This window comes from Bradyrhizobium sp. CCGUVB4N, from assembly GCF_024199945.1.
In the GTDB taxonomy this organism is placed as follows: Bacteria; Pseudomonadota; Alphaproteobacteria; order Rhizobiales; family Xanthobacteraceae; genus Bradyrhizobium.
The window spans coordinates 4,825,369-4,841,787 of sequence record NZ_JANADP010000001.1; the positions used below are offsets into that span (position 1 = coordinate 4,825,369).

The window sequence follows — 16,419 nt, forward strand, 5'->3', positions numbered from 1 at the left end:
CATGAGCGATCCCGTTCGCATCATCGAAATGGGGCCGCGCGATGGCCTCCAGAACGAGAAGACGCCCGTCAGTGTCGAGGCTCGCATCGCCTTCATCGAGGCGTTGGTCGCGGCCGGGCTCGATACGGTCGAGGTCGGCGCCTTCGTCTCGCCCAAGGCGATCCCTCAGATGGCGAGCTCCGACGCCGTGCTGCGCGGCGTTGCCCACGTCAAGGACGCCGAATTCCACGTGCTGGTGCCGAACGAGAAGGGCTATGACGCGGCGCGCGCCGCCGGCGCGAAGGTGGTCTCAGTGTTCGCCGCAGCCTCCGAAGGTTTTTCGCGCGCCAACATCAACTGCTCGGTTGCGGAGTCCATCGAGCGGTTCAAACCGGTGCTGGTCCGCGCCAAGGCGGACGGCATCCCGGTGCGCGGCTATATTTCCTGCGTGCTTGGCTGTCCCTTCGACGGCGAGATCAAGCCGAAGGCGGTTGCCGATCTCGCCAGCACGCTCTGGGATCTCGGCTGCTACGAGATCTCGCTCGGCGACACCATCGGCGTCGGCACGCCTGACAAGGCCAGGGAGATGCTGCGCGCGGTCGGCGCCAACATACCCGCGTCAAAACTCGCGATGCATTTCCACGACACCTACGGCCAGGCGCTCGCCAATCTCTACGCCGGCTTGGAGGAGGGGGTCCGCGTCATCGACGCGGCCGCTGGAGGGCTGGGCGGCTGTCCCTATGCGCCGGGCGCCACGGGCAATGTCGCGACCGAGGATGTCGTCTACATGCTCGAGGGCATGGGCGTGAAGACCGGGATTGATATGGAGAAGCTGCTGGCGGCGACCAACGCGATGAGCGTGGTGCTGGACAAGCCGCCGGTGAGCCGGGTGGCGACGGCGCTGAATGCGAAGAAGAAGCGGGCCAGTTCGTAGGTGCCGTAGGGTGGGCAAAGCGTAGCGTGCCCACGAAATCTATCCGATCATCGAGAGGTGGTGGGCACGGCGCTGGTGCGCCTTTGCCCACCCTACGACAGCGGTGTTTGTGTTGCTACCTGCTCCCGTCCGGCCCCATCACCAGGTCCGGCAGCCAGGTCGAGATCTCCGGCACGAGGCACAACAGCAACACGGCGCCCATCATCAGCAGCACGAAGGGCAGCGTGCCCCAGATCACCTCGCTGAGTGAAATGTCCGGCGCGACGTTACGAATAACGAAGATGTTGAGGCCGACGGGAGGATGGATCAGCCCCATCTCCATCACGATGGTCATGACCACGCCGAACCAGATGATGTCGAAATTCGCGGCGCGCAACGGCGGCAGGATGATCGGCGCGGTCATCAGAATGATCGAGACCGGCGGCAGGAAGAAGCCGAGGACGACGACCATGACGAGGATCGCAAACAGCAGCCCCCAGCGCGGCAGATGCATCGCGACGACGGATTCGGCGACCGATTGCGAGATGTGCAGATAGCTCATCACGTAGGAATAGAGCAGCGACATGCCGATGATCATCATCAGCATGGTCGATTCCCGGATGGTCGATTTCATGATCGGGCCGAGGTCGTCCGGCCGCCACACGCCATAGATCGCCGCGATCAGGCCCAGCGCCAGAAGGCCGCCGAGGCCTGCCGTCTCCGACGGCGTGGCAAAGCCGCCGTAAAGCGCCGCCATGACGCCGGTCAGCAGCAGCACGAACGGGATCACGCGCGGCAACACGCTGAAGCGTTCGGCAAGCGTATACTCGTCGCGGGCGAGGATCGCAGCTTCTGGGCCGCCATTCTTGTAGGCCGCTTCGGCCGCCGCATATTCCTGACGGAAGCGGATCACGGCATAGGCGCCGAACAGCGAGACCAGCAGCAGCCCGGGGCCAATGCCGGCGAGGAACAGACGCCCCAGCGATTTTTCCGCGGCGACCGCAAACAGGATCATGGTGATCGACGGCGGTAGCAGGATGCCGAGCGTGCCGCCGGCGGCGATGATGCCGGCGGCAAAACCGCCGGAATAGCCACGCTTGCGCATCTCGGGGATGCCGGCCGAGCCGATCGCAGAGCAGGTCGCTGGGCTCGAGCCCGCCATCGCCGCGAACAGCGCGCAGGCGAAGACGTTGGCAACGCCGAGGCCGCCGGGCACGCGATGCAGCCAGGCATGCAGCGCCGAATAGAGATCCTGGCCGGCGCGCGATTTGCCGATCGCCGCACCCTTCAGGATGAAAAGTGGGATCGACAGCAGCGTGATCGAGGCCATCTCCTCGTAGACATTCTGCGTCACGGTATCGAGCGACGCGGCAGGCATGTAGATGCCCATGAACACGACCGCGACCGCGCCGAGCGCGAATGCGATCGGCATGCCCGAAAACATCACGAGCAGCGTCGCGATCCCGTAAGCGATACCGATACCGAAAACGCTCATGGACGCTTGGCTCCCGCGAACGGCAGCGCCAGCTGCACGAGGATCTGAATGCACAGCAGGCTCATGCCGAGCGCCATCAGTGAATAGGGAATGGCGAGCGGCGGCGACCACATCGAGTTCGAGACCTGGCCATCGACATAGGCCTCATGGGCCAGCGTCCACGACTTCCAGGTGAAGAAACCACAGAACAGCAGCGTGGCGACATCGACCAGCCAGAGCCTGACACGGTTCGCCAGCGGCGACAGCAGGCCAACGAAGGCCTCGATGCCGATATGGCCGCGGTTCTGCTGCACATAGGCCGCCGTCATGAAGGTGGCGCCGACGAGCAGGAATACGGCGGCCTCGTCCTGCCAGTAATTGGCGGCCTTGAACAGCGCGCGGCTCAGCACGCTGTAGCTCAGGATGGCGCACGCGGCGATCAGCGCGACCGCGGCGAACGCGACGATGATGCGGTTGAGGATGGCGAGGCCGCGATCGAGCGCCGCCGCAAGGCCGGTCCTTGCGGCAGCATTCGCCGTGTCGTCACGATCCGTCAGCGGACCGTGGCTCATGCAGCGACGTCGGAGGCGAGCTTGAGCAGGTTCGCAGCGGTCGCGGTCTTGGCGCCGTAATCCTTCCACGCGGTGTCGCGGGCGATGTCGCGCCACTTGCCGACCGTCGCGGCATCGAGCGCCGAGACCTTAGCGCCGGCCTTTTCGTAGACCTTGGCGACCTCGACGTCGTCATCCTGCGCGCCCTTGCGGCCGAAGGTTTCGAGCTCTGCGCCCACGGTGACCAGAATGTCCTGCTGGTTCTTCGGCAGCTTGTCGAAGATCGCCTTCGACATCATCAGCGGCTCGAGCATGAACCAGTAGGATGCGCCCGCACCCGAGGTCAGCGACTTCGCGACCTCTTCGAGACGGAACGAGATCAGGCTGGTGGAGGACGTGATACCGGCGTCGCAGGCGCCGGTCTGCATCGCGGCGTAGATTTCGTTCGAGGGCACCGACAGCACCGAGGCGCCGGCGGTCTGAAGCACCATGTCCATCTCGCGCGAACCGCCGCGCACCTTCATGCCCTTGGCATCCTCAGGCGCCACGATCGGCTTGGAGCGGCTGGCGACGCCGCCGGCCTGCCACACCCAGCTCAGGAGGATGATGCCCTTGTCGGCGAGGAAGTCGGTCAGCGCCTTGCCGACCGGCTCCTTCTTCCAGCGCATGCCCTGGTCGTAGGTGGTGACGAGGCCGGGCATCAGACCGATATTTGTCTCCGGCAATTCACCGCCGGCGTAGGGCATCGGATACAGCGAGATGTCGAGCGCCCCCTTGCGCATCGCGGAGAACTGCGCGTTGGTCTTGATCAGCGAGGAGTTCGGATAGATCTCGGCCGCGATGTCGCCGTTGCTGCGCTTACTGACTTCGGCGGCGAACATGCGGCAGAGCCGGTCGCGGAAATCGCCCTTGTCGATGGTGCCACCGGGGAATTGATGCGAGATCTTCAGCGTGGTCGCGGCATGCGCGGTGCCGATGCCGAAGCGGAGAATGGCGGGTGCTGCGACAGCGGTCGCGAGCAGGTGACGACGCGTGAACATGGAGTATCCCCTTGACGGTTCTTTGAACGGCTCTTGTTTGACGTGATTTGGGCGGTCATGAGACCGGCGCGAAGGCCCATCTTAGCCGGTCTTTGCCCTGAACTTCTCTCATCTGATAGTTCGAGACCGAATGCCGCGGCAAGTGTTGGCCTTGCTGCGCTGCACACGCCGGATCCCGCTATTCCCGTTGTTGACAGACGACGTTCGCGCAGGTCGGCCGGACAATGTGAGAAAAAATCGCAACGTCGCGTAACAAGCAGGCGTGTCGAACCGTCGAGATTGTGTCGCGGCACAAGTCGCTGACGAACACCATCTCGAAGGGATTGTTTCTCATGACCATTCGCACCCGCATCGCGCTCGGCGTCTCGGCTGCCGTTCTCTCGCTGGGCCTCGCGCTGTCGCCCGCCGCTTTCGCCCAGGACAAGATGGGCAAGGACGACGGCATGATGAAAAAGGACACGATGTCCAAGGACGGCATGAAGAAGGACACCATGTCCAAGGACGACGGCATGAAGAAGGATACGATGTCGAAGGATGGGATGAAGAAAGACGACGGGATGATGAAGAAGAACTGATCTCATGCCGTCATGCCGGGCACCCTCGCGAGGCGAGCCCGGCATGCGCTGATCCAGGCTTGGTCGATGCCTGCCATCGTGCGCACGCGTTCGCGCGGACGGAGCTGGTCGCGCCGTCAGGATTCGACCTGAAGCACATCCGCTTCAGGTCAAATCTTGTTGAGAGTTACTTCCGCTTGGCCTTGCGGGCCGCGTAACGGGCGTCGCGCTTGGCCTTTTGCTCGGCTTCGAGCTCGGCCTGTCTGGCGACCGCCTCTTCGGCTTCGCGGGCGATGCGCGCCGCTTCGGCGGCGGCAGCCTCTTCCGCGACGCGCTTCTGCTCGGCCTTTTCAGCCTCGCGAGCGGCCTTCACCTCGGCGCGCTTGGCTGCGAGTGCCTCGCGCTCGGCACGCTTCGCCGCGACCGCGGGATCGTCATGCCCCGGCTGCGACTTGAATTTGTTTAAAAGATTTTTGCGTGCGTCCTGCGCCGCCTTTTGCCGGTCTGCAAACCCGGGTTCCCTGAATCCACTCATCGACGAGCCTTGTCTTCCTCGCTTTCGATCCTACATCACTGCCTGTTGGTACGTCGGCTGGGCACAAGCAGGCACCACACGACGCAGAAGCGTGTACATCGCCGCGCGCCGTGAAGCCACCCATAATCGCAGCCGATCAGGTCAACGAAAATCGCTTATCCAGCCGATCCTTCGTAGCCCGGAAAAACTGCCGAATTGTGATGCCCTTCATAAGGGCACCCAGCGGCGGCGCCTAGCGTCCGCCCCAATACGAGACGGAGCACGGGCATGATCTATTTCCGGCTAAGCCTGAAAGCCCTTGCAGTCACGGTCGCCACAGCGGCAGTTGTGGGTGCGGTGCTGTTGCTTGCCCGCCCGCAACCCATCGAGAGCACCGTTCTGGGGGGCGCATGGGAGTGCACCCAGACCGCGTTCATCCTGACGAGCTGTGCGCCACGCGCGCAGCAGGCCATCCCGGCGGTCGAGACCTTGCGCAAGGAGGCGCGGAGGGCAACGCGGGGCTGAGTGGCGATGCGGAGAGCAGGATGTGACGCGACGTCGCAGAGGTGATAAAGGGCCTCACCGAGCGCGATAGGTCCCCATGTCCGAGCCTGACTCCAAGCCTGACACCACCAAGAAGCCCAGTCCGCCGGCAAATCCCCAATCCGGTGACAACCGTCGTGGTGCCATCGCCGGGCTGATCATCGCCGCTGTGATCCTCGGTGTCGGGCTGTGGCTCGCCCGCGACCTCACGGCTGCCAGCAAGCTGCAGGATTGCCTGATGTCGGGGCGGAGCAATTGCAATGTGATCGAGCCGGCCCGCTAGGCCGGTCTTGCTGGACGCGTCCGGACGAAAAATTGCCGTGATCTTAAACATTTGTAACGGGACATAGCCGGCCTGTCAGGTCAGTTTGACAGGTCAGTCATGTCCGTCGGCATCACCCAGGCGCGACCCGAATCGTCTATCGCGCGTGGACTACGGCAATTGCGAAAGTTGAGGGGTAAGCACGCATGAGTGCGTCCAGCCGCATGAAGATCATCATTCCCATGGTTTCGGCCATGTCGTTGCTGGCACTGTCCGCGCAAGCGCAGGACGCCGCGCCGAGGGGCCCCGGCCAGCCGCCAGGGCAGGGCGCAGGTGGTCCACCCCCGGCCAATCAGAACATGCGCAAGGGTCCTCCGCCGCAGCAGGCCGTGCACCCCGGGCCTCAGCCGGGCGGTCAGGCCCACATGGCTCCGGCCCCAGGAGCAGGGCCAGCAGCCGCTCCCGGCCCGCATGGTCCCGGACCGCGCACTGCCGGTGGCCCGCCGCCGGGATCCGGCCGCTACATGGCACGCGGCCCCGCGCCGGCGCGTGATTGGGGCGGACATGCCTATCGCGGCAACCTTGCCTGGGACGGTGGACGCTGGCGTCACGAGGTCCATAACGGCCGCCCGGGCTGGTGGTGGGATGTCGGCGGCGTCTGGTACTATTATCCGCAGCGGATGGACGGCCCGCCCGCCTACATTTCCGAGGACTATATCGACGATGTGCCGGTGGCCTACGCGCCGCCCGGTCCGCCGGTCGCCTATGAACCGCCGCCTCCACCGCCGCCGGCAGATCCCGGCGCGAGCGCGCTCGGCGGAGCAATCGTCGGCGGCGTGCTTGGCGGCCTGATTTCCGGCAACGCCACGGGTGCGGCCGCAGGCGCCGTGATCGGCGGCGCAACTGGGGCGATCGCCGGCGCCACCGCCGCATCGCGCCCCGGTTACTATCTCGCCCAGGGCAATTGCTATTACCGCTATCCGAGCGGCCAGTATGTGCAGGCCGATCCGCGCGCCTGCTACTGAACCTCTCAAAGCGCAATCCAACACGAATGAGGCGGGCCTGGTGCCCGCCTCATTTGCGTTTGCTTCCACGGGGAGACGAGGTCTGACAACGTTGCGGGGGGGCGCACAACCAAGGCGTGCGACCGCGTTGCGCTCAGGAGACCAGCCAGGTCAGGAACGCCATCGCGGCCCAGACCAGGCCGCCGATCCAGATTGTCATCACCAGGACGATGGCGGCGAGGAGGGAGAGACCGAACAGGTCGGTCTTGCGCGATGATGCGTGAGCCCGTGCTGCGGCTTCGGCCTTGTGTGTCATGAGGCGAACAGCCATCCTTCCTGTGTCGCGTTCTTGCGGCGCGTAAGGCGCTGTTTAGCGAACGCGCCGGAACTCGGCTGTGATGCACTTCACAGATCGCCGGAATGAAAGCCGGCCTCACCGGCTTGTGCGCGCGGCGCCCTGAAGCAACACACTGTTGCCGAGCGGACAAAATCCGTCGCAACCGGCTCCGAACGCGAACCCGTCGACGGGGCCGGCTGTTTGCAGAATGAGGAAAATGCGAAGACCGGCGCGATCGGGTTCGCGCTGTCTTCGCGCTTTTGACGTGACGTCGTCTGCGAGAAGCGAGCCCGCGCAGCTCCCGGTCGCAACGACAGATTCGTCGCGGTACCATCGTGCGGAAACGCGCACGCCGGTGCGACTTTCGTCCTCCGCAATCATACGGACGAAATTGCCACGCACTTGTCCATATCGGCTGGTTAAACTTGGCCGCATGTGTACCAAGTACGACCCCCAGCATGAAGCCGAGGCGGCGATGAAGCGCGCCGCGGCGTCCGAAGGGCCCGATCGGCAACGACTGATCGAACTGGCCCTGGCCTGGCATCAGCTCGCTCGCGATCGGCGCGACGACGAGCGACAAAGCTGATTTTCGTCTAACGGACAGCTGCGCCCGATTCGGGATATTGGCATTCGAGTCTTGCCGATCGAGTCTCTTGGCACCCGTCATGAGAAAGCCCCGTGCTCGGGGGGACAAGCACGGGGCCCTTCAAAGCCGACCGGGGCTGGCAGGTCGGCACCACTCTGTTTCGTCGCATCAACGTGCCGATCGCGATCTCGTTCCCGCGCAGCGGTTGCATTTTATCGAAAGAACGACCCGATTAATGCGTGTTGGTCGTGGCTTGCGAAACGTGTCGTTAAGACATGCGTCGTGCCGCATTCTGCGGTGATGATTCGCATTTTGGGAACGGAGCGGAGTCGAACCGTGAACAATCGGAGCGCTCGACCGTGCGGAGCCGAGTTCAGGCCGAAGCCGGAATCACTCCACCGCCGACGGCTCTTTCTGGTGGCCTCGACGCGTCCAGGCGTGAACTGCGGAGGCGAGCTGATGCTGGCTCATGGCGGCATCCGCAATGGACGCCTGCGCCATCTCGATCCGCTTTGCGATCGCGCCGGAGTTGACGTCCACGACTGCGTCGAGCACGAGAAACGACATCGCGACGATCGCCACAGCAACGGCAATCCCCATTCTCGTCAATTCGGCTCGCGGCATCGATCGTCCTAACCGGGCGCAGGTCGCCCGCCGCGCATAGATAGGGCGCACCTGCGCGGTTCAAAGGCCGAGGCGAGGGTGCCCACGCGTTCGTGAAAGATGACGGATGTGTTATGGCGCGTCGACGTGCGCGTTAATGATGAACGCCGGCGCGCGCCAGCAAAACTGAGACTGGCGATCCCAGCAGGACTCGAACCTGCAACCCGCGGAGTAGAAATCCGCTACTCTATCCAGTTGAGCTATGGGACCGTCCTGGGCCACCCGGTCTAGGGGGGCTGGCTGTCATATAGCATGCCAATATGAAAAATCTGGTGTTTCGCCAAGCCTGAACCGAACCGTTTTCCTCGATGGCGCGACAAAGCGGAACGGCGGAGTGTCAGGGTGCCGGGTTGAGCGGCAGCGTACTGGACGATGGATCACATCGCCGGGGGCGCTGATGAGCTTCCGGGACACGGCTGCCGGACGACTGGTCCGATATGGCTGCGCCACAGGACGGCGTGCGCGGCGATAGCGCGATCGGTCTCCTTTGGGCGTGCCTTGCCATGGCGAATGCGACGTTTTGCACCTCTGGTTCCATCGCCATGAGTCTGTCACCTTTCCGCGCATTTTATGCGCCCGCGGCGTTCGTCCGCGATTTCCGGGAGTCCCTACATGATCGGTCTGGTTCGCGCCGTCACAATCTGCGCCGCGCTGGCGCTTGGCCTGAGCGCCGCACACGCGGCGGACAAGGCGTTCAAGCGCGACGATCTCGCTGATTCCGCCATCAAACTGGAGGCGCAGATCAAGAGTGAGGCAGGGCCGGTCGCCAAGACCGGGGCGACCTTGCGTACCGACGCGGATGCCGCCTTCAAGCGCAACGACTACCGCACCGGGCTCTCGGTCCTCGGCCAGATCGCCGCGGTCACACCTGACGACGCCGGCAACTGGCTGCGGCTCGCAAAGGTGATCTTCCAGATCACGCCGAAGAGCTCGAGCGAGCAGACCTTCCTGCTGGAGCGCGCCTCGACCGCCGCCTACATCGCCTACCAGCGCGCCGGCAATCCGGGCGAGGAGGCCGATGCGCTCGCCGTGCTCGGCAAATCGCTGTCCGAGCGCAAGCTGTGGCGGCCGGCACTGGATGCCCTGCGGCTGTCGCTGGACATGCGCGAGGTCGCGGACGTTCGCGGGAGCTACGAGAAACTGCGCGACGAGCACGGTTTCCGGCTGCTCGACTATACCGTGGACTCGGATTCGGCGAGCCCGCGCGCCTGCTTCCAGTTCTCGGAGGAGCTGGCCAAGCGCACCGATTTCGCGCCGTTCCTGGCGCTTGCCGGCCAGGACAAGCCGGCGCTGTCGGCGGAGGGTAAGCAGCTCTGCGTCGATGGGCTCAAGCACGGCGAGCGCTACAATATCAATCTGCGCGCCGGCCTGCCGTCGACCGTGAAGGAGGGCCTGCCGAAATCGGCCGAGTTCAACATCTATGTGCGCGACCGCAAGCCGTTCGTGCGCTTCACCAGCCGCGCCTACGTGCTGCCGCGTACGGGCCAGCGGGGCATTCCCGTGGTCAGCGTCAACACGCCCGCGGTGAACGTCAACGTGTTCCGGATCGGCGATCGCAACCTGATCAACACCGTGGTCGACAGCGACTTCCAGAAGACTCTGTCGAAGTACCAGCTTGGCGATCTCGGCGACGAGCGCGGCGTAAAAGTCTGGTCCGGCGAGCTTGCGACCGCGATGACTCTGAACCAGGACGTCATCACCGCGTTTCCGGTCGACCAGGCGCTGGGTGAGCTCCAGCCCGGCGTCTATGTGATGACGGCGGCGGCGAAGGGCCCGGGCAGCGACGACGACAACCAGCTCGCCACCCAATGGTTCATCGTTTCGGATCTCGGCGTCACGGCCTATTCCGGTAATGACGGCATCCATGTGTTCGTCAATTCGCTGGCCTCGACCGATCCGGTCGGCAAAGCCGAGGTGCGGCTGGTCGCACGCAACAACGAAATTTTGGCGACGCGCAAGACCGACGAGTCCGGCCATGTGCTGTTCGAGGCGGGGCTCGCGCGCGGCGAGGGCGGCCTGTCGCCGGCGATGCTGACCGTCACCGGCGAGAAGACCGACTATGCCTTCCTCAGCCTCAAGACCTCGGCCTTTGATCTGTCCGACCGCGGCGTCGCGGGTCGCGTGGTGCCATCGGGCGCCGACGCCTTCGTCTATGCCGAGCGCGGCGTCTACCGCTCCAGCGAGACGGTCTATCTGACTGCGTTGCTCCGCGACGGGCAGGGCAATGCCGTCAATGGCGGGCCGCTGACCCTGGTGATCGAGCGTCCCGACGGTGTCGAATACCGTCGCGCCGTGCTGGCTGACCAAGGTGCCGGCGGCCGGATGCTATCCGTGCCGCTGAACTCGGCCGTTCCGACCGGCACCTGGCGGGTCCGCGCCTTCACCGATCCCAAGGGATCTTCGGTTGGCGAGACCACCTTCATGGTCGAGGACTACGTCCCCGATCGGATCGAATTCGATTTGTCTGCCAAGGACAAGCTGATCAAAGCTAACGCTCCTGTGGAACTCAAGGCGGACGGTCATTTCCTCTATGGCGCGCCGGCGTCGGGCCTTCAGCTCGAAGGCGACATGCTGATCGCGCCCGCGAGCGAACGCCCGGGCTTTGCCGGCTATCAGTTCGGCGTCGACGACGAGCAGACCACCTCGAACGAGCGCACGCCGCTGGAGAACCTGCCCGAGGCCGACGCCAATGGCGTGGCGACCTTCCCGGTGACGCTGGAGAAGCAGCCGGCTTCGACCCGTCCGCAGGAGGCGCAGATCTTCGTCCGCATGGTCGAGACGGGCGGGCGCGCCGTCGAGCGCAAGCTGGTGCTGCCGGTCGCACCCGCGACCGCGCTGATCGGCATCAAGCCGCTGTTCGGCGACAAGAACGTCGCGGAGGGCGACAAGGCCGAGTTCGACGTCGTGTTCGTCTCGCCCGAGGGCAAGACGCTTCCGCGCGACGGGCTGCGCTACGAGCTCCTGAGGATGGAGTCGCGCTACCAATGGTACCGCCAGAACAATTATTGGGAGTACGAGCCGGTCAAGTCGACCTCGCGCGTGGCCGACGGTGACGTCACCATCGCCGCCGACAAACCGTCCCGGATTTCGCTCGCGCCCCAGCCCGGCCGCTACCGGCTCGATGTGAAGTCGAACGATGCCGACGGCCCCGTCACCTCGGTGCAGTTCGACGTCGGCTGGTATTCCGACGGAAGCGCCGATACGCCGGATCTGCTCGAGACCTCGATCGACAAGCCGCAATATGCGTCCGGCGATACCATGACCGTGTCGGTCAATGTCCGTTCGGCCGGCAAGCTCACCGTCAACGTGCTCGGCGATCGCCTGCTGACGACGCAGACCATCGACGTCAAGGAAGGCACCGCGCAGGTCAAACTCCCGGTCGGCAAGGACTGGGGCACCGGCGCTTACGTGGTGGCGACGCTGCGCCGTCCGCTCGACGCGGCGGCCCAGCGCATGCCGGGCCGCGCGATCGGCCTGAAATGGTTCGGTATCGACAAGCAGAGCCGCACGCTCCAGGTCAAGCTGACGCCACCGGCGCTGATCCGGCCGAACGCGACGCTGAAGATCCCGGTCAGGCTCGACGGCCTCAATCCCGGCGAAGACGCGAAAATCGTCATCGCTGCGGTCGATGTCGGCATCCTCAACCTGACCAACTACAAGCCGCCGGCGCCGGATGATTATTATCTCGGCCAGCGCCGTCTGAGCGCGGAGATCCGCGATCTCTATGGGCAGCTGATTGACGGCATGTCGGGCACGCGCGGCCAGATCAAGTCCGGCGGCGACGCCGGCGCAGCCGAACTGCAGGGCTCGCCGCCCGCGCAAAAGCCGCTCGCGCTCTATTCGGGCATCGTCACCGTCGGCGCCGACGGCAGCGCGGAAGTCAGCTTCGACATTCCGGAGTTTGCCGGCACCGCGCGCGTGATGGCGGTGGCGTGGACCGCGACCAAGCTCGGCCGCGCCAACACCGATGTCGTGATCCGGGACCCGGTGGTGCTGACGACGACTTTGCCGCGCTTCCTGCTCAATGGCGACCACGGCACGGTCAATCTCGAGATCGACAATGTCGAGGGCCAGGCCGGCGACTACGTCATCAACGTCAAGACGGGCGGTCCGGTGAAGATGACCGGCAATCCCGCCACCACCGTCAAGCTCGCCGCCAAGCAGCGCAATTCCTTCGCGCTCGCGATCGACGCGACCGCGGCGGGACCGGCGACGCTCGACGTCGACATCAAGGGACCGAATGGCCTGACGCTGGCGCGCCACTATGCGCTCGACGTCAAGGCGGCGACGCAGGTGCTGGCGCGGCGCTCGATCCGGACGCTGGCGAAGGGCGAGAGCCTGACGCTGACCTCGGACATGTTCTCCGACCTCGTGCCGGGCACCGGCAGCGTCTCGGTTTCGGCGAGCCTGTCGACGGCGCTCGATGCGGCGACGATCCTCAAGGCGCTCGACCGCTACCCCTATGGCTGCTCGGAGCAGATCACGAGCCGCGCCATGCCGCTGCTCTACGTCAACGATCTCGCGGCCGGCGCGCATCTGGCCATGGACACCGAGGTCGACCAGCGCATCCGCGACGCCATCGAGCGGTTATTAGCCCGTCAGGGATCCAATGGCTCGTTCGGCCTGTGGTCGGCCGGAGGTGACGACGCGTGGCTCGATGCGTACGTGACGGACTTCCTCACCCGCGCCCGCGAAAAGGGCTTTGTGGTGCCGGACGTGCTGTTCAAGAACGCGCTGGATCGTATCCGCAACTCCGTCGTCAACGGCAATGAGCCGGAGAAGGATGGCGGGCGCGATCTCGCCTACGGCCTCTATGTGCTCGCCCGCAACGGCGCTGCTCCCATCGGCGATCTCCGTTATCTCGCCGACACCAAGCTGAGCAACCTCGCAACCCCGATTGCGAAGTCTCAGCTCGCGGCAGCGCTGGCGCTGGTCGGCGATCGCAACCGCGCGGAGCGGGTCTATGGCGCAGCCCTCGACAGCCTCGCGCCAAAGCCGGTGCTGGAATTCGGCCGCACCGACTACGGCTCGCAGCTGCGCGACGCCGCCGCACTCGTCTCGCTCGCGAGCGAAGGCAACGCGCCCAAGGCAACGCTGACGCAGGCGGTGGCACGGGTCGAGACCGCGCGCGGGCTCACGCCCTACACCTCGACGCAAGAGAATGCGTGGCTGGTGCTGGCGGCCCGCGCCTTGGCCAGGGAGAACCTCTCGCTCGAGGTCGACGGCCAGAGCGTCAAGACCGCGCTCTATCGCAGCTACAAGGCGGATACGCTGACCGGCAAGCCGCTGAAGATCACCAACACCGGCGATGCGCCCGTGCAGGCGGTGATCTCGGTGTCGGGCTCGCCGGTCACGCCGGAGCCGGCCGCGTCGAACGGCTTCAAGATCGAGCGCAACTACTTCACGCTCGACGGCAAGCCCGCCGATATCAGCAAGGTCAAGCAGAACGATCGCTTCGCCGTGGTGTTGAAGATTACGGAAGCAAAGCCCGAGTACGGCCACATCATGGTGTCGGACTATCTGCCGGCAGGCCTGGAGATCGACAATCCAAAACTGGTGTCGTCGGGTGACAGCGGCACGCTGGACTGGATCGAGGATGGCCAGGAGCCGGAGGATACCGAGTTCCGCGATGATCGCTTCACGGCGGCCGTGGATCGCGCCTCGGACTCCAAGGCGGTCTTCACCGTCGCCTACGTCGTGCGCGTCGTTTCGCCCGGCAAATACGTGCTGCCGCAGGCCTATGTCGAGGACATGTACAATCCCTCGCGCTATGGCCGCACGGGTACCGGTACGGTCGAGGTGCGGGCGGCGAAGTGAGGCGTGAGATGAGCGAGGCGCTGAGCAAGAACGTGGATGGCCGGGACAAGCCCGGCCATGACGGCGTGCGGGGCAGGGGACATCGTGTCCTCTCTGGCCTCGCGCTCGCGTTCATCCTCGCCATCATCGGCTTCGTCGGCTGGGTCTATTCCCTCGGTCCTCTCCCGTTCGACGAAGCGCGCCGTGTCTCCACCACCGTCGTCGACCGCAACGGCAAACTGCTGCGCGCCTATGCCATGGCCGACGGGCGATGGCGGCTGCCGGTCGATGCCAAGGCCAATGTCGATCCGACCTATCTGAAGCTGCTGTTCGCCTATGAGGACCAGCGCTTCTACAGCCATGACGGGATCGATCCGCTGGCGCTGGGCCGCGCCGCGCTGCAGCTCTCGACGCGCGGGCACATCGTGTCCGGCGGCTCGACCATCTCGATGCAGCTGGCGCGGCTGATGGAGCCAAGGCGGCAGCGTTCGCTCTACGCCAAACTGCACCAGATCGTGCGCGCGATCGAGCTGGAGCGGACACTGAGCAAGGACGAGATCCTCAACCTCTATCTCGCGCTGGCGCCCTATGGCGGCAATCTCGAGGGCATTCGCGCTGCGTCCATTGCCTATCTCGGCAAGGAGCCGAAGCGGCTGTCGCTGGCGGAAGCAGCGCTGCTGGTCGCGCTGCCGCAATCGCCGGAGACGCGGCGGCTCGACCGCTATCCCGAAGCGGCGCGTATCGCCCGCGATCGCGTGCTCGACCGCATGGTCGAGGAGCATGTGGTCAGTGTGGACGATGCAAAGCAGGCCAAGTCCGTGCCTGTGCCGAAGCTGCGCAAGCCAATGCCGATCCTGGCGCCGCATGCCTCCGACAGCGCGCTCGCAACGGTCAAGGACGCGCCGGTCATCAAGCTGACGCTGGATTCCAATCTCCAGAGGGTGCTGGAGCCCTTGGCGCGCGATCGTGCCATTGCGCTGGGACCGAACATCTCGGTCGGCATCATCGTGGTCGACAATGAGAGCGGCGACGTGCTCGCGCGCGTCGGCTCGGCCGATTATTTCGATGAGAGCCGGGCAGGGCAGGTCGACATGACCCGCGCCATTCGCTCACCTGGCTCGACGCTGAAACCGTTCATCTATGGGCTCGCCTTCGAGGACGGTTTTGTTCACCCCGACAGTCTGATCGACGACCGCCCGGTCCGCTTCGGCTCCTACGCACCGGAAAATTTCGACATGACGTTCCAGGGCACGGTGCCGGTGAAGAAGGCGCTGCAGCTGTCGCTGAACGTGCCGGCGATCGTGCTGCTGGACCGCGTCGGCTCGAGCCGACTGGCCTCGCGGCTGCGCCAGGCCGGCGGCAATCTCGTGCTGCCCAAGGACGAGGCACCGGGGCTCGCCATGGGGCTCGGTGGCGTCGGCGTGACGCTGCAGGATCTTGTCCAGCTCTATGCGGGCTTCGCCCGGCTCGGCACCACCAGGCCGTTGCGCGAGGTCATGACGGCCGCGGATGACCGCGAGCCGCTGCGGCTGCTGGACCCCGTCGCGGCCTGGCAGGTCGGCAACGTGCTCCTGGGAACCCCACCGCCGGAGAACGCCGCCCACAACCGTATCGCCTTCAAGACCGGAACCTCCTACGGCTATCGCGACGCCTGGTCGGTCGGGTTCGACGGCCGCATGACCATCGGCGTCTGGGTGGGCCGGCCCGATGGCGCCCCGGTTCCCGGTCTGATTGGTCGCATCGCGGCGGCACCCATCCTGTTCGACGCCTTCGCCCGGACCGGCAAGACGCTGACCCCGCTGCCCAAGCCGCCCAAGGGAACCCTGGTCGCCAGCAACGCGAAGTTGCCGTTGCCACTGAAGCGGTTCCGCCCCGTCGGGGAACTCGTGCGGACCGGGGGCGAGCAGGCGCTCCATATCCAGTTCCCGCTCAATGGCTCCCGGATCGACGTGGATCGCTCGGCCGGAGCCGAGGCTGCCGCCATGCCCGTGAAGGTCGCCGGCGGGGTATTGCCGATGACTGTCATGGTCAACGGTACGGCGCTCGGCGAGATCGACGGGCGCCGCCAGCGCCTGATCGATCCACCCGGCCCGGGCTTTGCACGGCTGACCGTGATCGACGCCACTGGCGCCGCGGACACAGTTGTCATTCGAATTCAATGACCTTGCCTTAAGCGGTTGTGGCGATGGCGGTTTCAGCGTAA

13 protein-coding genes and 1 tRNA gene are annotated in these 16,419 nt (G+C 65.3%); 7 read left to right on the plus strand and 7 right to left on the minus strand.

Annotation, left to right across the window (positions count from 1 at the left end):
• Position 1: 1 nt before the first annotated feature.
• Positions 2–913: a hydroxymethylglutaryl-CoA lyase gene (locus NLM31_RS22100; RefSeq protein ID WP_254193645.1), complete on the plus strand. Its 912-nt coding sequence runs from the start codon at positions 2–4 to the stop codon at positions 911–913.
• A gap of 115 nt (positions 914–1,028) precedes the next feature.
• Here NLM31_RS22100 and NLM31_RS22105 read toward each other — a convergent pair whose 3' ends face one another.
• Genes NLM31_RS22105 through dctP form a run of 3 tightly spaced genes read right to left on the minus strand, consistent with a single transcriptional unit; the run spans position 1,029 to position 3,957 of the window.
• Positions 1,029–2,387 carry a TRAP transporter large permease gene (locus NLM31_RS22105; RefSeq protein WP_254131356.1) on the minus strand — a complete coding sequence of 453 codons (1,359 nt, stop codon included), beginning with the start codon at positions 2,385–2,387 and terminating at the stop codon, positions 1,029–1,031.
• Entirely contained in the window at positions 2,384–2,938 is a 555-nt protein-coding gene (locus tag NLM31_RS22110) for a TRAP transporter small permease (RefSeq protein WP_254131357.1), read from the minus strand. Before NLM31_RS22110 ends, NLM31_RS22105 begins: the two co-directional genes overlap by 4 nt.
• A complete protein-coding gene (gene dctP / locus NLM31_RS22115) occupies positions 2,935–3,957 on the minus strand; it encodes a TRAP transporter substrate-binding protein DctP (protein WP_254131358.1) in 1,023 nt (340 codons plus the stop codon). The genes NLM31_RS22110 and dctP overlap by 4 nt, the downstream gene beginning before the upstream one ends.
• A 332-nt stretch (positions 3,958–4,289) precedes the next feature.
• Here dctP and NLM31_RS22120 point away from each other — a divergent pair, with 332 nt between their 5' ends.
• On the plus strand, positions 4,290–4,532 hold the full coding sequence (locus NLM31_RS22120; protein WP_254193646.1) for a pentapeptide MXKDX repeat protein: 243 nt from the start codon (positions 4,290–4,292) through the stop codon (positions 4,530–4,532).
• 166 nt (positions 4,533–4,698) lie between these two features.
• Here the strand turns inward: NLM31_RS22120 and NLM31_RS22125 are convergent, their stop codons facing one another.
• Positions 4,699–5,046 carry a DUF6481 family protein gene (locus NLM31_RS22125; protein ID WP_254131360.1) on the minus strand — a complete coding sequence of 116 codons (348 nt, stop codon included), beginning with the start codon at positions 5,044–5,046 and terminating at the stop codon, positions 4,699–4,701.
• 267 nt (positions 5,047–5,313) lie between these two features.
• Here NLM31_RS22125 and NLM31_RS22130 point away from each other — a divergent pair, with 267 nt between their 5' ends.
• From NLM31_RS22130 to NLM31_RS22140, 3 genes are all read left to right on the plus strand, one after another.
• Positions 5,314–5,550: a hypothetical protein gene (locus NLM31_RS22130; RefSeq protein ID WP_254131361.1), complete on the plus strand. Its 237-nt coding sequence runs from the start codon at positions 5,314–5,316 to the stop codon at positions 5,548–5,550.
• Between the two features lie 76 nt (positions 5,551–5,626).
• Positions 5,627–5,851 (plus strand): hypothetical protein, encoded by a 225-nt coding sequence (locus NLM31_RS22135; protein ID WP_254193647.1) that lies wholly within the window; start codon positions 5,627–5,629, stop codon positions 5,849–5,851.
• Between the two features lie 185 nt (positions 5,852–6,036).
• Positions 6,037–6,855 (plus strand): hypothetical protein, encoded by an 819-nt coding sequence (locus NLM31_RS22140; protein WP_254193648.1) that lies wholly within the window; start codon positions 6,037–6,039, stop codon positions 6,853–6,855.
• Between the two features lie 133 nt (positions 6,856–6,988).
• Here the strand turns inward: NLM31_RS22140 and NLM31_RS22145 are convergent, their stop codons facing one another.
• From NLM31_RS22145 to NLM31_RS22155, 3 genes are all read right to left on the minus strand, one after another.
• Positions 6,989–7,165, minus strand: coding sequence for a hypothetical protein (locus NLM31_RS22145; protein WP_254131364.1), 177 nt, complete (start codon positions 7,163–7,165; stop codon positions 6,989–6,991).
• 982 nt (positions 7,166–8,147) lie between these two features.
• Complete coding sequence (locus NLM31_RS22150) at positions 8,148–8,357, minus strand: hypothetical protein (protein ID WP_254193649.1); 210 nt, start codon at positions 8,355–8,357, stop codon at positions 8,148–8,150.
• Positions 8,358–8,553: 196 nt separating this feature from the next.
• A tRNA-Arg gene (locus NLM31_RS22155) sits at positions 8,554–8,630 on the minus strand.
• A 402-nt stretch (positions 8,631–9,032) separates the two neighbouring features.
• On the opposite strand from NLM31_RS22155, the gene NLM31_RS22160 reads away from it, so the two are divergent.
• Both NLM31_RS22160 and pbpC read left to right on the plus strand, forming a co-directional pair.
• A complete protein-coding gene (locus NLM31_RS22160; RefSeq protein ID WP_254193650.1) occupies positions 9,033–14,237 on the plus strand; it encodes an alpha-2-macroglobulin in 5,205 nt (1,734 codons plus the stop codon).
• An 8-nt stretch (positions 14,238–14,245) separates the two neighbouring features.
• Entirely contained in the window at positions 14,246–16,378 is a 2,133-nt protein-coding gene (gene pbpC, locus NLM31_RS22165; protein WP_254193651.1) for a penicillin-binding protein 1C, read from the plus strand.
• The last annotated feature ends 41 nt before the right edge of the window (positions 16,379–16,419 follow it).